This window comes from Nostoc sp. (genome assembly GCF_036919555.1).
Classification (GTDB): Bacteria; Cyanobacteriota; Cyanobacteriia; order Cyanobacteriales; family Nostocaceae; genus Nostoc.
Genome location: NZ_JBALCS010000081.1, coordinates 1 through 20,932, shown reverse-complemented (window position 1 = coordinate 20,932; position 20,932 = coordinate 1). Strand labels below are relative to the sequence as shown.

Genomic DNA, 20,932 nt, shown 5'->3' with positions numbered 1-20,932 from the left:
GACTTGACTGACAGCGTGAATTTCATGGCGGGAAGCTTGACGGCACAGGTGCGGAATATTGCCGAAGTGACTACTGCTGTGGCAACAGGCGACCTTTCTAAGAAAATCACCGTCGATGTTAAAGGTGAAATTCTGGAACTCAAAAACACAATTAACACAATGGTGGATCAACTCAGTTCCTTTGCATCGGAAGTAACGCGGGTAGCGCGAGAAGTGGGAACTGAAGGGAAATTGGGTGTACAAGCAGAGGTGAAAGACGTTGCTGGTACTTGGAAAGATTTAACCGACAGCGTAAACTTCATGGCGGGAAGTTTAACGGCACAGGTGCGAAACATCGCCGAAGTTACAACTGCGATCGCAAATGGTGATCTTTCTAAGAAAATTACTGTTGGTGTTAAAGGCGAAATTTTGGAACTTAAAAATACCATCAATATAATGGTGGATCAACTCAACTCCTTTGCATCGGAAGTCACAAGGGTGGCGCGTGAGGTGGGAAGCGAGGGTAAACTGGGTGTGCAAGCAGATGTGCGTGGCGTCGCTGGCACTTGGAAAGATTTAACTGATAGCGTAAACTTCATGGCGGGAAGCTTAACCGCACAGGTGCGAAACATTGCCGCCGTCACCACAGCCGTAGCTAATGGCGACTTATCTAAGAAAATCTCCGTTGATGTCAAAGGTGAAATTTTAGAGTTGAAAAACACCGTCAACACGATGGTAGATCAACTAAATTCCTTTGCAAGTGAAGTGACGCGGGTGGCGCGGGAGGTGGGAACTGAAGGTAAGTTGGGCGTACAAGCTGAAGTTAAAGGTGTAGCAGGCACTTGGAAAGATTTAACTGACAGTGTAAACTTCATGGCGGGAAGTTTGACGGCACAGGTGCGGAACATTGCCGAAGTTACCACGGCGGTAGCAAACGGCGACCTCTCGAAGAAAATCACTGTCGATGTGAAAGGCGAAATTCAGGAACTCAAAAACACCATTAACACAATGGTGGATCAGCTTAATTCTTTTGCATCAGAAGTTACCAGGGTTGCCCGTGAGGTGGGAACGGAAGGTAAACTTGGTGTGCAAGCCTACGTCAGAGGAGTTGCAGGCACTTGGAAAGATTTGACGGACAACGTGAATTCGATGGCGGAGAACCTCACCGGACAAGTTCGCAACATTGCGGAAGTTACCAAGGCGGTAGCTAACGGCGACCTTTCCAAGAAAATTACCGTCGATGCCAGAGGTGAAATTTTAGACTTGAAGAATACCACCAACACAATGGTGGATCAACTTAGTTCCTTTGCAAGTGAAGTAACGCGGGTGGCGCGGGAAGTGGGAACGGAAGGGAAGTTGGGCGGACAAGCACAAGTTCAAGGTGTTGCAGGGACTTGGAAAGATTTAACAGATAACGTGAACTCAATGGCGGGGAACTTAACGGCACAAGTGCGCGGTATCGCCAGAGTTGTCACGGCAGTTGCTAACGGTGACTTGAAACGAAAACTGATGTTAGATGCCAAGGGAGAAATTGAAACCTTGGCAGAGACAATCAACGAGATGATTGATACCCTAGCGACCTTTGCCAATCAAGTAACCACCGTGGCGCGAGAAGTGGGAATCGAAGGTAAATTGGGCGGACAAGCGAGAGTACCTGGGGCGGCTGGAACTTGGAAAGATTTGACAGATAATGTGAACGAACTCGCTGCTACACTTACCACCCAGTTGCGAGCGATCGCAGAAGTTGCTACAGCTGTAACAAAGGGCGATTTAACTCGTTCAATTGCCGTCGAAACACTAGGGGAAGTAGCGATACTTAAAGACAACATTAACCAGATGATTGCCAACTTGCGGGAGACAACGCAGAAAAACACCGAACAAGATTGGTTGAAAACTAACTTAGCCAAGTTTACCCGAATGCTCCAAGGGCAGCGAGACTTGGAAACTGTATCTAAACTAATTCTCTCAGAACTAGCACCCTTGGTAGGAGCGCAACACGGCGTATTCTTCCTGATGGAGTATGGGGAAAATACACCGTATTTGAAACTAATTAGTAGCTACGCTTACCGCGAACGCAGACATTTGGCTAACCGTTTCCACTTGGGTGAAGGCTTGGTGGGACAATGCGCTTTAGAAAAAGAGCGAATACTGTTGACGGATGTACCAAGTGATTATGTCAGAATTGCCTCTGGTTTAGGAGAAGCGTCTCCACTTAATGCCGTAGTGTTACCTGTGCTTTTTGAAGGACAAGTGACAGCAGTAATTGAATTAGCTTCCTTCCGCCGCTTTAGCGAAATTCATTTGACATTCTTCGACCAACTAACCGAAAGTATAGCGATCGTCCTGAACACGATCGCCGCATCGATGCGAACTGAAGAATTACTCAAGCAGTCGCAATCTTTGGCTGAAGAACTCCAAACCCAGCAAAGCGAACTCCGGGAAACCAACAAGCGTTTAGAACAACAAGCGCAATCACTCAAAACTTCCGAGGACTTACTCAAAGGACAACAAGAGGAACTGCAACAAACCAACGCCGAATTAGAAGAAAAGGCAGAGTTGCTAGCTATGCAGAAGAAAGAAGTCGAGCGCAAAAATCGGGAAATTGAACAAGCAAGACTGTCTTTAGAAGACAAGGCTGAACAACTCGCCCTCTCCTCAAAATACAAATCAGAATTTCTCGCCAATATGTCCCATGAACTGCGGACACCGCTAAACAGCTTGTTGATTTTGGCGAAGCTGTTGACAGATAACATTGATCGCAACCTCACCGCAAAGCAAGTCGAATACAGCCAGACAATTTACTCAGCCGGTACTGATTTGTTGACGTTAATCAATGACATACTGGATCTCGCTAAAATTGAATCTGGAACAATGTCAATTGAGATGACCCAAATGCCATTGACAGAGTTGGGCGACCAGACTGAGCGCACCTTTCGAGAAATCGCTCAGAGCAAAGGACTTGCCTTCGCAATTGAATTTACTCCCGAATTGCCACTTACCATCTATACAGATGTTAAACGCTTACAACAAGTGTTGAAAAATCTCCTCTCCAACGCTTTTAAATTTACAGAGCAAGGCGAGGTACGCTTACGGATTGCGGTGGCAAACCAAGGGTGGAGCAATGACCAGAAAACCTTGAATCGCGCCCAGATGGTGATTGCCTTCTCAGTCAGCGATACAGGCATTGGCATTGCCCCCGACAAGCAGAAAGTGATTTTTGAAGCATTTCAGCAAGCCGATGGCTCTACCAGTCGGAGATATGGCGGCACCGGATTGGGTTTATCAATTAGCCGCGAAATCGCCCGTCTCTTTGGCGGCGAAATTAAACTAATCAGTCAACCTGGTCAAGGTAGCACCTTTACATTCTACTTCCCACAATTGAGTGCTGAGTCACGATTGCTGAGTCCTGAGTCTACATCAAAACCACTCCCCACTCCCCACTCACCACTCCCCACTCCCCACTCCCCACTCCCCACTCAGCACTCAGCACTGATAAATGACGATCGCACTACTATTGAAAGAGGCGATCGCGTATTACTAATTGTTGAGGATGACGTTAATTTTGCGCGTATCCTTCTAAATATGGCGCAACAGCACGGATTCAAGGTAATAACGGCCCAAACCGGGACTACAGGTTTGATGCTAGCGCAGCAATTCTTGCCTTCAGCCATTTTGCTAGATATCAGGTTGCCAGAAATGGATGGTTGGACGGTATTGGATCGTCTGAAACATGACCCAAATATCCGTCACATTCCTGTACATATTATGACAGTTGAGGAAGGGAGACAACGCAGTTTGCAACTAGGTGCGATCGCATATCTGCAAAAACCTTTAACCAGCGAGACAATATCTGAGGCGTTGACCAAAATTAAAGGTTTTGTTGAGCGCCAAGTGAAAAATTTGTTAGTAGTCGAAGACGACGACACTCAACGGCTGAGTATTGTCCAGTTGATTGGCAACAGTGATGTTTCTACCACTGCTGTTGCTACGGGTGCAGAAGCGCTAGAAGCTATTCGCGCCCAGCATTTTGATTGCCTCGTTCTCGATTTAGGGCTACCTGACATGACTGGGTTTGAACTGATCGAGCAGATAAAGCTTTTACCTCACGGCAAAACTTTACCAATTATTGTCTACACCGGTAGAGAAATTAGCAAAGCTCAAGAAACCGAACTCAGACGGATTGCCGAAACAATCATCATTAAAGATGTGCGATCGCCCGAACGTCTCCTCGATGAAACAGCATTATTTTTACACCGAGTCCAAGCAAATTTACCTGCACCCAAACGAGAAATACTCGAACAACTGCATTCACAAGACTACTTACTCACTGGCAAAAAAGCGCTAATTGTAGACGACGATATGCGTAATATCTTCGCCCTTACCAGTATGTTGGAGTGTTATCAAATACAGGTTTTATATGCTGAAAATGGCAGAGAGGGGATTACCCTGTTGGAAACTACACCAGATATTGATGTCGTTTTGATGGACGTAATGATGCCAGAAATGGATGGTTACGAAACAACACGCGTAATCCGCCAAAACGAGCAATTTAAATCCTTGCCGATTATTGCACTGACCGCTAAAGCCATGCAAGGCGATCGCGAGAAGTGTCTTGAAGCAGGCGCATCAGACTACATCACCAAACCCGTAGATACCGAACAATTGCTTTCACTCTTGCGTGTTTGGCTATATCGCTAAAGTCTGTAGAGACGTGTTATATCATGTCCGCTAGATTACCCATAATAAAAGAACCCCAACCCCTCCCCGCTTGCGGGGAGGGGAGACAAAGCATAGCTTTGGCGGGGTGGGGTTCTTCGGGTTTAATAAGCAATCAAGCGGATATGATATTAGCAGTTTTTATTTTTTCTAGTATTGTTCTTTTGCGGAGATAATAACTTTTCTCCTTTGTATTCTTTCCATCCGAGAACACGTCTAAGACCAATTTTCAGATATTCTTCTTGAGATTCTATACTAATAGAAATCCGCCCTAAGCGTTTGGCCACAGCAGCAGATGTAAAAGTTCCTGCGAATGGATCAAGCACAAGACTACCCTGATCACTACTTGCAAGAATAATTCTCTCTAGCAATGATTCGGGTTTTTGTGAGGGATGATTTTCATATTCTTCCATTCGATATCTCACACGAGAGAAATACCATACATTACCAGGTACTTTTTCTGTATTGTATTGGCTTGGAACAGGTTTTCTGTAATCAATCAACTTCCTCTGTGCGCCTGTTTTTGCTTCTATTTTAATATCACCTGAATTGAAAATATAATTGCTTTTGTCTTTAACACAGTAAAGTATTGGCTCATACATTGAGCCGAAGTATTTTGTTGCTTGAACTCCAGAACTATCGTAATGCCATACAATTCGGCTTAGAATTACCATTTTCTGCCTTAAGTAAAGGTCAAAGTATGGCATCGCTTGAGTGCTTGTCATCACATATAGGGTTCCATTTGGCTTCAATATCCGAATACATTCATCAAGCAATTTGTATGCCCAATTCGCATACTCCTCCTCAGACTCCCATTTGTCGTAGAAATTTGAAAACTGTTTTCCGATGTTGTAGGGAGGATCGATAAAAATAATATCTACAGATTCAGAGGAAATTTCACTAGACAAAATATGTAGGGCGTCGCCATGAAATATACTATGTTCCTCCTCTTCATATCGTTCAAACATGACCATTTATCTGAAAATAAGTTGTGCGGAAATAGCCTTAATATCCTGACTATGCATCAATACGCTTGGGTTAGCACCAAAAGCCTTAATCTGCGTAGGTTGGGTTGAGGAACGAAACCCAACATTTTTCGTGGTTTGTTGGTTAACACGAATGTTCAACCCAACCTACAACTATCCTTAACCCAAGTGTATTGGACTATGCATACTCTTGAATTAATTGTTTAAACCCCTCATCATCTCGAATTTGGTCTAAAAAAGGACTGGACAACATATCTTTAGTTACGCTTGAGGGGTCTAAGCTTATAGCTTTTCGGAGATTTTCAACTGCTTAATCTGCATTTTTTAGTGTCGCGTAATGAAACGCTTTATTTGTGTAAGCCTGTGGCTTGTCAGGTGCAAGTTCTATCGCTTTATTGATAGAAGCTTCAGCTTCTTCATGCCGCCCCAGCGTATAGAGCGGAAAGATTCTATTAACCCAGGGATCATAGTAATTTGGCTGAATCTGAATCGATTTTTCATAACAATTTAAGGCTTCTTGATATCGATCTAACTGATTAAGAGTATTACCCTTACCATTCCAGGCATTCGCATCGTCAGACCGAATCTCAATCGCTTGATTATAAATGTCTAGAGCCGCTTCATATTTTTTTAATTGTCTTAATGCCTTGCCTTTTCCAATCCAAGCTTCAAAATTTGAGGGCTGGATTTGAATAGCTTTATCATAGGCATCAACTGCTTCTGAATAGCGTCCTGCAAATAGAAAAGCATCACCTTGAATAACATAGCTCATACTTCATAATATATAGAGTTTTTCTGAAACCGCATCTACCTTGAAAACCATAGTTTTTTTGTGATTAGGTAAAGCTTATAACTCCGGCTACGACCGAATCATAGCATTCTGCTGAAAAACTACGGGTTTCAAAATGGACGGGGTTTAGATATCGAAATTATACCAAAACTCATCAGTTATTGTACTAATATAGACGATAGACGGCTCCTATGGTCGAAGGTGTCTACCATCTAGTATGAGCGATCGCTAAGTACAGCATTTCATTAATTCGTAGCGAATTCTCTGCGTGCCTCTGCGCTGCCTTCCCTTTGCTTTTAAATTACTGCTCGGTTAAGCCTCTTTTGGGCATTATAGACAACGATATTTCAAGGGTTTCAGCCTACTTTATTTCCCTAACCGAGCAGTATTGCCTATTCAATTACGAATTACGTTAGCGTAGCGGTAGCGAGTCCGCGAGCGTCATTACGAATTACGAATTATGATCAAACACCTTGAAGGTAGAGTGGCATTGGTAACAGGTGCTACGCGGGGAATTGGTAGAGGAATTGCTATTGGCTTGGCTGAAGCTGGTGCAACTGTATACATCACAGGCCGCAGTCTCAACAACTCTTCCAGTAATGCGATTTCAGGGAGTCTTAGTGAAACCCAATCAGTTATAGAGGAAGTCGGTGGTCTATGCATTCCCGTCCAAGTAGACCACAGCGACGATGAGCAAGTGCGTTTACTGTTTGAGCGTATTCAAGATGAGCAGGATGGACAACTCGACCTATTGGTGAATAATGTTTACTCAGGAGTTCAGGCAGTAAAAAACGCCTATGGGCAACCTTTTTGGGATTGTGAACTAAGTCTTTGGGATGCAAGCAACAACGTTGGTCTTCGTAGCCACTATATTGCGAGTGTTTTTGCTGCCCGAATGATGACCAAGCGGAACTCTGGACTAATTTGCACCATTTCCTCGTGGGGTAGTATGTCTTATATCTTTAATACAGCATACGGTGTTGGTAAAGCAGCTTGCGATCGCCTAGCAGCTGATATAGCTGTTGAACTCAAACCCCATAATGTCGCTTCTGTTTCAATTTGGCCAGGTATTGTTGGTACTGAGCTTTTTTCCCGTTTTGCTGATGAAATGGATCAAACTAATGCTACTGAAAAGAATAACTTATTTCTGGGCGATCGCTACAACTGGGAAACTCCCTTATTAACTGGACGGGTGATTGCTGCACTTGCTTGTGAGCCAAATATTATGCGCCGTACAGGACGTGTGCAGATTGTTGCCGAACTAGCTAATAAATATGGAATTGTCGATGAAAATGGCGATTGTCCCGCATCGCTACGTTCTCTGCGTTTTGTGCTGCCGACTGCATTACCTGTACTGAGAAAGTACTCATGGCTCATACCCGATATTAAAGTGCCGTGGTCACTACTACTACTGAGTGCCCTTAGCTCGCCTAAGATTTGATGGGCATGGGACATTGGGCAGGGATATTAATTAATAAACCCGTCCTAAAATTAAATTAGCCTAAAAATAGGATATAAAATTTTATCTTTATAAATTCTAAAACCTGCATTATATAGGTTTTGGGTATTTCACAGCATAATAAATCTTGTTGAAGTTCAAAATTTGAAAATTCTATTTTTTATATCTAAACTATTATCAACTATGTCAAACACTTATTGCTCCGTTGATTGAAGACATATAGGCAGGCTTGAAAACCCTTGTACAGACTGGGTTATAAATTTCAGGACAAGTCTAATGAGTCTTTTAGCTGCGTTCAATCATCTGGCACGTAAGTTACCACCTGCTTTCCAACCCACACGCCTTCTGATATCATGTCCGCTTGATTACTTATTAAACCCGAAGAACCCCACCCCGCCAAATCTGCGTTTTGTCTCCCTGCCCCTAATCCCCAGAGGGGGTACTGAGTTCCCCGCCGGCGGGGAGGGGTTCTTTTATTATGGGTAATCTGGCGGAGATGATATGAGTTGTTTTCGTCGTGGCTTCATCAAACTAATCGTTGCTTTGCTATTGGATCAACCTCTTCCTTTTGGTCACTTTTCCCCTGAACCTTGGACTACTCAGATCCACTTCTCTTCTGCCTAAGAGAACTCCACAGAATGATTGATCCTATGATTACAGAAAGATAATTTCAGTGTGCAGCCTACCTCATGTCTCTAAAATCTATCATTCAACTCACCGAGAACCTAAAATCTCTTTACATCAAAACAGCCAAAAACCTCAAGGGAAGCGACCGACGACAATTCATGGCTTCCGTGGTCAAAGAAGAAATTGAAACACGGATTAACCGCCTCCCCAATCTCAAAAAATGTTTTGTGGAAATTTTTGCTAAACCAGCATAGCTATTGGATCATCTTTTTTGTGGAGTTCTCTAAAAAAAACCTGCCCTTGAAAGCCCCAACCCCACCCCGCCTGCGGGGTGGGGTCCTTCGAGTTTAATAAGCAATCAAGCGGACATGATATAAGTCCTATAAGTTAGAAAAAGCTGATTTTTGGGCAAACTACTTTTAAGAAATAGCTGATTTAGCAAGAGTTGATCGAGTATGAATACAGTAGTTGAGCCGATGGGCAAGCTTTTGAACTATCGAATTAGCGAACAACTTTATGCAGGCTCTAGAACCTTAGTTTACCGTGCAATTCGAGAGGCTGATCAACTTCCAGTCGTAATTAAACTGCTCCAGCAGGAGTATCCCAGCTTCAACGAACTGGTGCTATTCCGCAATCAGTACACTATCGCTAAAAATATTGACCTATCTGGCATTGTTCGTCCCTACAGTCTGGAACCTTACCGCAACAGCTATGCTATGGTGATGGAAGATTTTGGCGGCATTTCCCTCAAAGATTGGATGAACGAAAAAATAGGGGGTAAGGAATATACTTTGACAGAGTTCTTAGAAATTGCGATCGCTCTGAGCAATATTCTTGACGGACTCTATCGCTATCGGGTTATCCACAAAGACATCAAGCCTGCCAACATCCTGATTAACCCGGAAACTAAGCTAGTCAAGTTGATTGACTTTAGCATTGCCTCTCTTTTACCCAAAGAAACCCAGGAAGTTCACAGTCCTAATGTCTTAGAAGGTACTCTCGCCTACCTTTCCCCTGAACAAACCGGGCGGATGAATCGCGGAATTGACTATCGCAGTGATTATTATTCCCTCGGCGTTACCTTGTATGAATTTCTGGCTGGACACTTACCCTTTCAGTCTAATGATCCGATGGAGTTAGTTCACTGTCATATTGCCAAGCAACCAGATCAATTCAAAATTCAAAATTCAAAATTCAAAAATGAGGAGATTCCCGAAGTTCTTTGTGACATTGTGATGAAATTGATGGCGAAAAATGCTGAAGACCGCTATCAGAGTGCATTAGGGCTGAAATTTGATTTAGAAAAATGTTTGTCTCAATTGCCGGAAATAGGCTCGATTAAATCCTTTAAATTAGGTGAGCGGGATATTTGCGATCGCTTCATCATCCCAGAAAAGCTTTACGGTCGCCAAGCCGAAGTCAAAAGCTTACTGGATGCCTTTGAAGAAGTCAGTCAGGGAAGCACTGAAATTATGATGGTAGCAGGCTTCTCCGGGATTGGCAAAACTGCTGTGGTTAACGAAGTTCACAAGCCAATTGTGCGACGACGGGGTTATTTCATTAAAGGTAAATTTGACCAATTTGGGCGCAACATTCCTTTCTCTGCCTTTGTGCAAGCCTTTCGAGATTTAATCGGACAACTGCTGAGTGAAACTGACGCCCAATTTGAGCAGTGGAAGTGCAAAATTCTCTCTGCTTTGGGTGAAAACGGACAAGTGATGATTGAGGTGATTCCAGAACTGGAAAGTATGATTGGTAAACAGCCTCCTGCGCCGAAACTCTCTGGTAGTGCGGCACAAAATCGCTTCAATTTACTGTTTTTGAAGTTCACTCAAGTCTTCACGACAAGAGAACATCCATTGGTGATCTTCATTGATGATCTGCAATGGGCAGATTCCGCTTCTTTAAAGTTAATGCACTTGTTAATGAGCGAAGCTGACATCGGCTATCTACTGTTAATTGGTGCTTACCGCGATAACGAAGTCAACCCAGCACATCCATTGATGCTGACTTTGGAAGAGATTCAGAAGTTAGATGCTACAGTCAATACGATTACCTTAGCTCCCCTTGATCAAACATCCGTCAATCATTTAGTTGCAGATACATTGAGTTGCTCCCTAACATTAGCTGCACCGTTAACAGAGTTAGTATTGAGCAAAACCAAAGGCAATCCTTTCTTCAGCACCCAGTTTCTCAAAGCGCTACATCAAGATCAACTAATTACATTTAATTTTGAAGGTGGTTATTGGGAATGTGATATTACTCAAGTGCGATCCCTCGCTCTGACTGATGATGTAGTAGAGTTCATGGCAATTCAACTTCAGAAGTTGTCAACAGAAACTCAAGAAGTTTTGAAATTAGCGGCTTGTGTGGGCAACCAATTTGATTTAGCGACATTAGCGATCGTCCATGAAAAATCTCAGGTGGAAACAGCCGCAGACTTTTGGAAAGCTGTGCAGGATGGGTTGATTATCCCTACCAATGAGGTCTACAAATTCTATCAAGAAGAGTCAGAATTCCGAATTCCGAATTCCGAATTTCAGCAATACAATTCTCCTGACTCCTGTTGTTACAAATTTCTCCATGATCGCATTCAGCAAGCTGCCTATTCACTAATTCCTGACAATCAAAAGCAATTTACTCACCTGCAAATTGGACGTTTGCTGCAACAAGCCACCACCGCAAATGAACGAGACGAGAAAATTTTTGCGATCGTCAACCACCTCAATCAAGGGGCCGCTTTGATTAGTGACCAGCAGGAGCAACAGGAACTCGTGCAGTTAAACTTGGCGGCTGGGCGTAAAGCCAAGAGTGCAACAGCTTACGCAGCAGCTTTAGACTATTTCAACATAGGTATTTCTGTGTTAACAGATAACTGCTGGCACAGCCAATACAATCTCGCCCTCATCTTGTATGAAGGAGCAACAGAATCAGCTTACCTCTGCACCCATTTTGAACAGATGGAACAGTTAGCTGAGGTTGTGCTGAATCATGCCCAATCCTGGCTAGATCGGGTAAATATCTACAACATTAAAATCCAGGCTTGCATGGCACAACATCAGCAGCTAGAAGCCTTGCAACTAGCACGGAAAATGCTAAAGCATCTGGGAGTGAATTTGCCGGAACGACCCACCCAAACAGACATCAAGCAGGCACTGCGGCACACCCAAACCTTGCTCAATGGTAGGTCAATCGAATCTTTGCTGAAATTACCACAAATGACCGCACCGGACAAAAAAGCGGCAATGGTTATTTTATCCAGCATTATTTCTGCTGCCTATCAAGCTGCCCCAGACCTGTTGCCCCTGGTGATCTTTGCCGAGTTCGATTTATCAGTAGAATACGGCAATGCTCCAGAATCGACTCATGGCTATGTGATGTACGGGTTGACCTTGGTTGCCATATTAGGAGATATTGACGCAGGCTATCGGTTTGGGCAATTGGGGGTGAATCTCCTGCAACGTATCCATGCCCCCAAGTTAACCGCTAAAACCATTTTTGCCTTTAACTGTTTCCTCAGACATTGGCAAGAACCTGCAAAATATACCCTGGAAGGATATTTGCAAGCTTACTCCAGTGGGCTAGAAACCGGTGACATTGAGTATGTCGCTCTCAGCCTGATGTGTTATTGCGACACAGCTTACTGGAGTGGTCAGGAACTATCTGCCTTAAAACAAACGACAGAAGCTCATCGCAAGGTTATTCAGCAATTGCGCCAGGATAGTTGTCTCCACACACAAAGTATTTATCATCAGGTTGTAATCAATCTGTTGGAGGTTGCGGCTGAACCTGAGCGATTGCTTGGCGAATACTGCTATGAGGATGAAATAATTCAGCTTTTCCTCAAAACGAATCAGGGAGCAGGACTATATCAGGTTTATTTCAATAAACTGCTCCTCTGTTACCTGTTCCAACACTATGAACAAGCGTTACAAAACGCAAAACTGGCAGAACCATATTTGGGTGCAGTCACGGGACTAGTGCTGGTTCCTATCTTCTATTTCTACGATGCATTGGTTCGATTAGCGGTTTATCCAAATGCCAGTGAGACAGACCAAACCAGCATTATCGAGCGGGTGACAGCCCATCAAGAAAAACTCAGCATCTGGGCAGCTCATGCACCCAGCAATCAGGCTCACCGCCATGCTTTAGTTGTCGCAGAAAAATGTCGAGTCTTGGGGGCGAAAGCAGAGGCAATTGAGTATTACGATCGCGCCATTGCTAAAGCCAAAGAAAACGAATACCTCAACGAAGAAGCTCTCGCCAATGAACTCGCAGCCAAGTTTTATTTAGAATGGGGCAAAGAACGCATTGCCCAAGAGTATTTGATTAATGCTTACTATTGTTACACACGCTGGGGCGCTAAAGCCAAAGTCGATGATCTAGAACAGCGTTATCCACAATTACTAGCTCCGATTTTACAACAGACGCGTTCACGAAGTGACTCTGAAAGAGTATCGCCACTCACACCTAGTCAGAGAATCACAAATATTGACAGCATTGCTACCTTGCACGCAAGCATTAATAAATCAGTAACATCTAGCAGCAATACATCAGTAATGCTAGATTTAGCAACAGTTCTCAAAGCATTTCAGACTATCTCCAGTGAAATCGAACTGGAGAAATTACTTACGAAGCTGCTACAAGTGGTAATTGAAAATGCTGGAGCCGACAAGTGTGCGTTACTACTGCTTAAAAAAGGTAAATTGGTAGTTGAAGCGATCGCTCAAGTTGGGCAACAATCAACCGTGTTACAGTCCATTGCTGTGGAAGATAGCGCAGACATTCCCCATAGCTTAATTTACACCGTCAAACGCAACTTGCAAACTACCATCATCCTTGATCCAACAGTGCATCCAGCGCTGATAGCTGACCCCTACATAATTCGTCAGCAACCCAAAAGCTTGCTGTGTACGCCGATTCTGTATCAAGGCAAACTGTTGGGGATTTTGTATTTAGAAAACAATTTTACTACTGGGGCGTTTACCAGCGATCGCGTCGAAATTCTGAATCTGTTATGCACTCAAGCTGCAATCTCCCTAGAAAACGCCCAACTTTATCAGCAAGCACAAGATACTTTAGAAAACCTGGGACAGACGGAACAATACTTGCGGTTAATTATCGACAATATCCCCCAGTCTGTTTTCTGGAAAGACCGCAATAGTGTTTATTTAGGTTGTAACCATAACTTTGCTCAAGCTTCGGGTGTAGGACTACCAGAAAATATTATTGGTAAAATAGACTACGACCTTTCTTGGACTGGTGAGGAATCAGCTTCCTATGTAGAATGCGATCGCCGCATCATGGAGTCTGGACAAGGTGAACTCAATATTATCGAAACATTGCAGCAAGCAGATGGAAAACAAATCTGGTCGAATACAAACAAAATTCCGCTCAAAGATCGAGAAGGAAACGTTTTTGGTATCCTTGGCACGTCTGAAGATATCACCGAACGCCAGCAAGCACAACAATTGCTGCAACAGCAAAAGCAACAATTAGAACAAGCGTTGCAAGAACTCCAAATGATGCAATTGCAATTGGTGCAAGGTGAAAAAATGTCTGCCCTTGGTAATCTAGTGGCAGGTGTTGCCCATGAAATCAACAATCCTATTGGCTTTATTGCCGGCAACATTGAACCAGCCAAAGATTATGTTAAAGACTTGTTTGGACTAATTAACCTTTATCAAGAAAACTTTCCTAATCCCGGCTCAGATATTCAAGATGAAATTGATGCTATCGACCTGAATTATTTACGCGAAGATTTGCCGAAATTGCTGGAATCGATGAAACTGGGTGTTAACCGTATCCGCGGTATCAGCATTAGTCTGCGAACCTTCTCCAGAGCAGATAAGGATTATAAAGTTCCCTTTGATATTCACGAAGGCATTGACAGCACTATTCTAATTCTCAGACACCGTTTAAAAGCTAACGAAAACCGTCCGGCAATTGAGGTGGTGAAGAATTATGGCAAACTACCCCTAGTGGAATGCTTTGCTGGACAACTTAATCAGGTGTTTATGAACTTGTTAGCAAATGCCATTGATGCACTTGAACAATACAATACAGAGCGGACTTTGTCAGCCATTCTCGCCAATCCCAATTGCATCACCATTGAAACCCGTGTAGCAGACTCAGGTCAGCACATTTTGATTAAGATTGCTGATAACGGGGTGGGGATGTCACCGGAGGTCAAGCAACAAGTATTTGACCATTTGTTCACCACTAAGCCTGTAGGAAAAGGCACTGGATTGGGATTAGCGATCGCTCGGCAAATTGTAGTAGAAGCACATGGCGGTTCACTCTCCTGCACTTCAGAACTTGAACAGGGTACAGAGTTTGTCATTCAAATCTCTACTCAAAAACAGTGATGCTCAAACTACACAAAGTCTGGTTGAAGATCAACCCCCGACAGTATGCCCGAACCGACAAAAATCACTATTTATTGAAATGGCGATCGCCAAACCTAGTGTTGCGATCAATTGTGCTTGACAAATGAAGTCATTACGCATTTTTACAGCAGAATTCAAGTATATGAACCACATCTGTCGTAAGGGCACAGCATTGCTCATTGGTGTCAAGTTAACGTAAAAACCAGTCTAGACAAAGCTTTAATAAATTTCCTCGTTCCTCGTTCCCAGTCTCCGACTGGGAATGCCTATGGGGCAATACAGTTCAGTTAAGGATAATTGTAGGTTGGGTTGAGGAACGAAACCCAACATTTTGCAGGGTTTGGTTTTTGGCTCTAACTAAACCGTATTGGCCTATGGGGGGCTGCCGCCTCAAGATTTGCGGTAGAGCCGTAATGAAAAAGCATTTCCAGCCTCTGGCTGGAAACGAGGTTTTAAAGGGGTTTGAGCTTAAGTTGACACTTATGAGCATTGCTGTGCCCCTACCGCGTGGTCTATTTACCTGAAAATAGCTGTAAGTAGGCTGTGTTCGGGCTTTAGGTTTCGTAGTTTACTAGGACTATATGTGTACACCGTAGCCAGGCGGGGTAGGCTTGGGGATATTATGCTTAATGGCTCGGACATTATAGGAACGAGTCTTTTTGCTCGATTCACCCACCTTTGATACTTGTGAACAACCATAAAAACTCCACTTGCCTCCATACCCAATATGCAAATTTTGTCTCACCTTCACTAAACAAGCGGTTTGAGTTCATAAAACTTTGTATGCTGAATTAATAGGTCTTAATAGTTCTTTTAAAACTGGTGGAAGAAGATTTTAGGTTAATTGTTGATTTAGTTTTAGTTTTAGGTGTTGCAGCCTGCGGCGGACTGTTGGCGGCACTTTTGCGACAACCCGTGCTGCTAGGATATCTGATTGGTGGGATGATCATTGGGCCAGCCGGACTGGGACTGATTAAAGAAGTTATTCAAGTAGAGACTCTGGCACAGTTCGGGGTCGCCTTTTTGTTATTCGCATTGGGTGTAGAATTTTCCTTTGCGGAACTCAAGAAGGTAAAAGCGATCGCTCTTGGTGGAGGTGGACTTCAGATTGCTTTGACGATTTTGGTAACAGTTGTGGTATGCGGCTTAACCGGAGTCTGGGGAACTTTACCTGCTAAGGGGATGTTTTTGGGGTGTATTCTGTCCTTGTCTTCCACAGCCGTTGTCCTTAAGTGCTTGATGGAGGACAACGAAACAGAAACGCCTCACGGGCAAGTCATGCTGGGGATTTTGGTAGTACAGGACTTGGCACTGGGACTGATGTTAGCAGTCTTACCAGCCCTCAACCAACCAGCAGAAACTATTGGCATCGCCGTGCTAACAGCCCTAGCTTTGATTGGTTTATTTGCTGCTGGTGCAGTAGCTGCGGGGATTTGGCTGATACCGCCTTTGTTGCGACTGTTAGCCAGTACCGAAAGCAAAGAACTATTTTTATTAGGGGTTGTAGCTCTATGTTTGGGCATTGCCTTGCTGACAGAGCATTTGGGACTGTCGATTGAAATGGGGGCATTTGTCGCGGGTTTGATGATTTCTGAGGTGGAATACGCCGATCAAACCCTGACTTATGTGGAACCACTGCGAGATATCTTTGCCAGTTTGTTTTTTGCCGCCATTGGGATGTTAATTGACCCAGTGTTTTTGTGGAACAACCTAGAATTGATTTTAGGGTTGGTGGCACTAGTTTTCGTCGGTAAATTTTTGATTATCACCCCCCTAGTGAAACTGTTCCGCTACCCTTTGAAAACAGCCATCATCGCCGGTTTGGGACTGGCGCAAATTGGGGAATTTTCCTTTGTTCTCGCTAGTGAAGGGCAGTCTTTGGGGCTGGTGTCCCGACAAATATACTTATTAATTTTGGGAACCACCGCAGTCACACTGATGCTTACTCCTTTTGTCCTGCGGTTAGTGCCATTTTTATTTAACTTTGCCGAATCAATGCCCTGGTTGAAACCATATTTAGAAGAACAAGAGGCGCGGGATGTATCAGAAGATTTGCCCTTCAAAGACCATGTGGTAGTTTGCGGCTATGGGCGAGTCGGCAAAAATTTGGTGAAATTGTTGCTGCAACACGACCTACCTGTGGTAGTAATCGACCAATCAGAAAGTAGAATTCAGCAGTTGCGTGAAGCTGGAGTGTCTTATGTCTATGGCAATTGCGTGAGTTTACACGTTCTGGAAACCGCCGGGGTGAATCATGCCAAAGGAATGGCGATCGCACTTCCAGACCCCATGAGTACTCGTCTTTGCTTAAAACGCGCTTTGGAATTGCGCCCAGAATTAGATTTGGTTGTCCGTGCTACCCAGGATAAAAATATTGAGGTGCTGTATCAATTGGGAGCCAGAGAAGTTGTGCAACCAGAGTTTGAAGCTAGCTTAGAAATGGCAACCTATTTATTAACTGGCTTAGGTTTGTTATTGCGATCTGACGTCCAACGGGAAATGCAGCAAATCCGCAACGATCATTATTTAGAATTGCGCCCAGAGCGTTCTGCTACTGAAGTTGCTCATGATTTGCGCCAAGCAACCCGCGATTTAAATCAGCGCTGGTATGCTTTACCATCTGCTTCGCCCCTAATTGGGATGAGTATAGAAGAAGCAGATATGCGCTACTTAACAGGAGCGAGTTTGATGGCAATTCGCCGCGTTAACGGGGATGAAATCGATTATCCCAATAATAAAACCAAATTGGAAGATGGCGATCGCTTGCTGGTAGTGGGAGCAGATGAAGAACTAGCAGCTTTGGCAGAATTCGCCAAAGGACAAGCTGCTGTTCCCGGAGAAAATAGTGCTTGCCAGTGGATTACAGTTAATGCAGATGCGCCAACGCTAGGTAAAACTCTTGCAGATTTAGATATCGGCAAACAATTTGGAGTACAGGTACAGGCGATCCGGCGAGATGGTAAGTTTATCCGCTATCCTGATGGCGGCATGGACTTGCGAGTTAGCGACCAAGTATTATTATGTGGTGGCTTGACAGGTCTGAGTCAACTAGAACTCACATTCGGCACCTTCAACTGTCACATCGAAAAAAATAGTACATAACAACTATGAAAGGAGTCGGCTGTTATCGGATTATTAAGATTAATAGGACTTACGCAAAATATCTCTGAAACTCTGATTTCTCTGTGTCGCGCTAGTTGCTACAACTCTTAGGCAGCGAGGGAACAGGGGGTTTCTCCCATGAGTGACTGCCGTGGTAAAATACGCAACGCACTGGCTCCTCTGCGGTTCGTTATTCCGTAACTCCTGCGTAATATCATGTCCGGGTAATTAGTTGTGATTCCTATAGTCATTGCACCCCATACGCCAGATGCTCCACTTGGGAAGACCCCTCTGAGCGCTGGCTCCCCTTAATCCCCTCCCCGCTCTTCAGGAGGGGAGACAAAGTGTAGCTTTGTCGGGGTGGGGTTCTTCGGGTTTAATAAGCAATCAAGCGGACATGATATAAGTCCTAATTACAGCATAATTCAAGTATTTGAACCACATCTGTCGTAGGGGCACAGCAATGCTGTGCCCTTACCGCGTGGTCTATTTAATCTGAAAATACCTGTAATTTGGAAGTGGTGCCTCCAAGGATATTGAGATTAATTGATCAATGCAAGTGTTCTTGGCTCAGTCTGGTCATGTCTGCGTTCGTAATTTTGATCCTCTGTTACCACCCCAGGCATCGCTGCCATCAAAAAGGAAAATATATATTTTTATCGCTCCTGCGAGTATTTGCCTACTGCTTTCTCTATTCCTTCTCAACTAGAAAAATATGAAGATTATACAAAGATCAGTACTTTTAGATACATTTATCAGTAAATAATGTGAAGAATATGCAAAGATGTTTCTTCAAATATAGACATCTAAGTAAATTAGGATGTAATTAATTATTGTGGGGTTATTTAGATGTTACCTATTTTCCAGCTAAACACCGACGGGCAATAGCCCACAAGGAGGACTTAATAATTCAAAATTAAAGACATTTTCCGACGGAGCGAAAAGTTTTGATATGAAAGTATGCCGAAAAAGTTAACTTTTCCCAGGTTATTTGTGCTATAAAACAGCACTAACAGCGAGTTGATGAAGTTACTGAAAAAATTTATTTAGGTAGGTAAAAGTTATGGCAAATATCGTTGGCACTAATGGTAATGATACCCTACTGGGTAGTAACGGTGCAGACAAAATCGACGGTAAGAGTGGCAACGACTTCCTGCGAGGTGGTGCAGGGAATGATACTCTGATTGGTGGTACAGGGAATAATACCCTCTATGGTGGTATTGGTGACGATTACTTGAGCGCTAACAGTTCAACAGGCAAGAATCTGCTCTCTGGAGATGATGGCAATGATTCTCTCTCAGTCTCTGGCTACTACAGCTTCACATACCCAGACGACGAATACGACTCTCGCTCGTCTGGCAATAACACCCTCAGCGGTGGCGCAGGTAATGATAACTTGAGTGCTGGCGGTTCAAAAGGCAATAACTTGCTTTCTGGGGAGGATGGCAATGATTCTCTCTCCATCTCTGGCTACTACAAAGGAAATGACTATGACTTTCAGGACTCTCGCTCATCTGGCAATAATACCCTCAACGGTGGCGCTGGTAACGATACCTTGAGTGCTGGCGGTTCAATAGGCAATAACCTGCTCAATGGTGGCGATGGCAATGATTATATCTCCATCTCTGGCTACTACAGCTACACTCCCGGAGACGAACACGACCCCCGCAACGTCTCTACCACATACGACTCTCGCTCCTCTGGCAAGAACACCCTCAACGGTGGTGCAGGTAACGATACCTTAAGTGCTAGCGGTTCAACAGGCAATAACCTACTCTCTGGTGGCGATGGCAATGATTCTCTCTTTGCCACTGCTGCCACTGGTAATAACACCCTTGATGGTGGCAATGGCAATGATATCCTCACAGGTGGCAATGGCAATGATATCCTCATAGGTGGTCTTGGTAATGATACCCTCTATGGAGGAGCTGGGACTGATACCTTTGCTTTCAAGAGTTACAATCAAGGGATTGATCGTCTTTATGACTTCAAGGCCACTAATGAATTGATTCAGGTATCGGCTGCTGGTTTTGGTGGTGGGTTATCAATAGGTTCACTTCAGAAAAACCAGTTTACCCTCGGAACATCTGCTACAACAAGCAATCAACGATTTATTTATGACAATATTACAGGTGGACTGTACTTTGACCAAGATGGCAGTGCGTCTAGTTTTACTCAGGTAAAATTTGCACAACTATCTGCTGGATTGTCATTAACTAACAACAATTTTGTGGTTGTTTAATCTTACAGCTATTTTCAGGTAAATAGACCACGCAGTAAGGGCACAGCATTGCTGTGCCCCTACGACAGATGTGGTTCAAATACTTGAATTCTGCTGTAATTAACGTTTTTCCATCAGTAAACGGTGCGGAATGCAAGGTGCTTTTGTAAGCACCTTGCATTCGATTATTCAATACAATTACTAGAAATTTCCATAAATTAGGTTTTCATTTGGGTGCGGCTCTTTTAAAAAGAGGAAGAATGAAGTTAGATAAGCATTGGGAGTGATGGTGGAGTAAGAGGGCAGCAAGCTTGAGTTACCCGCTTCATCAAAGGAACACCAGCAAAATACAACGGTAGATGATTACGCTCATATTCAAGCCGTAAATGGAAGCGCCAATATTCATCCCAATCACCACTAATATGGAGGGAACGAAGACGTAAAACTGCTTCCGCACCTCTTAGGCTCCACCTCGCGCCAGTAATATCCATCCTGTCTTTAACCAAGTGACGGCAAGCACCTTCAATGACTCCTGTGGCGATGGGAAAACCTGCGTTTAAATAGCAGTTATAGCAACCGCCAAGGTACTTAGGACGTAAAATGTAAGACGTGCTCAATGGCATCTCGTAAACAATCAAACTGCGCTAGTTTTTTGCGGATTCG

9 protein-coding genes and 2 pseudogenes are annotated in these 20,932 nt (G+C 43.9%); 7 read left to right on the top strand and 4 right to left on the bottom strand.

Translation table 11 applies throughout. The features are described from left to right. On the top strand, window positions 1-4,677 hold a 4,677-nt coding region (locus V7K36_RS22550), incomplete at its 5' end, for a HAMP domain-containing protein (RefSeq protein WP_335119465.1). 149 nt (window positions 4,678-4,826) lie between these two features. Here V7K36_RS22550 and yhdJ read toward each other — a convergent pair. The 3 genes and pseudogenes from yhdJ to V7K36_RS22540 form a co-directional block, all read right to left on the bottom strand. Then, a complete protein-coding gene (gene yhdJ, locus V7K36_RS22545; RefSeq protein ID WP_335119463.1) occupies window positions 4,827-5,663 on the bottom strand; it encodes an adenine-specific DNA-methyltransferase in 837 nt (278 codons plus the stop codon). Window positions 5,664-5,859: 196 nt separating this feature from the next. Continuing rightward, window positions 5,860-5,979, bottom strand: a pseudogene (locus tag V7K36_RS34255) (hypothetical protein); the annotation flags it as partial. A gap of 12 nt (window positions 5,980-5,991) precedes the next feature. After that, window positions 5,992-6,453 carry a tetratricopeptide repeat protein gene (locus V7K36_RS22540; RefSeq protein WP_335119462.1) on the bottom strand — a complete coding sequence of 154 codons (462 nt, stop codon included), beginning with the start codon at window positions 6,451-6,453 and terminating at the stop codon, window positions 5,992-5,994. Window positions 6,454-6,934: 481 nt separating this feature from the next. Here V7K36_RS22540 and V7K36_RS22535 point away from each other — a divergent pair, with 481 nt between their 5' ends. The 6 genes from V7K36_RS22535 (at window position 6,935) to V7K36_RS22510 (ending at window position 20,290) form a co-directional block, all read left to right on the top strand. Further along, a complete protein-coding gene (locus tag V7K36_RS22535) occupies window positions 6,935-7,912 on the top strand; it encodes an SDR family NAD(P)-dependent oxidoreductase (protein ID WP_335119467.1) in 978 nt (325 codons plus the stop codon). Window positions 7,913-8,619: 707 nt separating this feature from the next. Then, window positions 8,620-8,811 carry a hypothetical protein gene (locus tag V7K36_RS22530; RefSeq protein ID WP_335119460.1) on the top strand — a complete coding sequence of 64 codons (192 nt, stop codon included), beginning with the start codon at window positions 8,620-8,622 and terminating at the stop codon, window positions 8,809-8,811. Between the two features lie 201 nt (window positions 8,812-9,012). Further along, a complete protein-coding gene (locus V7K36_RS22525; RefSeq protein WP_335119458.1) occupies window positions 9,013-14,925 on the top strand; it encodes a trifunctional serine/threonine-protein kinase/ATP-binding protein/sensor histidine kinase in 5,913 nt (1,970 codons plus the stop codon). Then, window positions 14,925-15,053 carry a hypothetical protein gene (locus V7K36_RS22520; protein ID WP_335119455.1) on the top strand — a complete coding sequence of 43 codons (129 nt, stop codon included), beginning with the start codon at window positions 14,925-14,927 and terminating at the stop codon, window positions 15,051-15,053. Before V7K36_RS22525 ends, V7K36_RS22520 begins: the two co-directional genes overlap by 1 nt. Before the next feature lie 715 nt (window positions 15,054-15,768). Further along, window positions 15,769-18,048 carry a cation:proton antiporter domain-containing protein gene (locus V7K36_RS22515; protein ID WP_335119452.1) on the top strand — a complete coding sequence of 760 codons (2,280 nt, stop codon included), beginning with the start codon at window positions 15,769-15,771 and terminating at the stop codon, window positions 18,046-18,048. 1,063 nt (window positions 18,049-19,111) lie between these two features. Further along, window positions 19,112-20,290, top strand: a complete 1,179-nt coding sequence (locus V7K36_RS22510) for a calcium-binding protein (RefSeq protein WP_335119450.1) — start codon at window positions 19,112-19,114, stop codon at window positions 20,288-20,290. A gap of 245 nt (window positions 20,291-20,535) precedes the next feature. On the opposite strand, the pseudogene V7K36_RS22505 reads toward V7K36_RS22510, so the two are convergent. Continuing rightward, window positions 20,536-20,841, bottom strand: a pseudogene (locus V7K36_RS22505) (ISKra4 family transposase); the annotation flags it as partial. Window positions 20,842-20,932 lie beyond the last annotated feature (91 nt).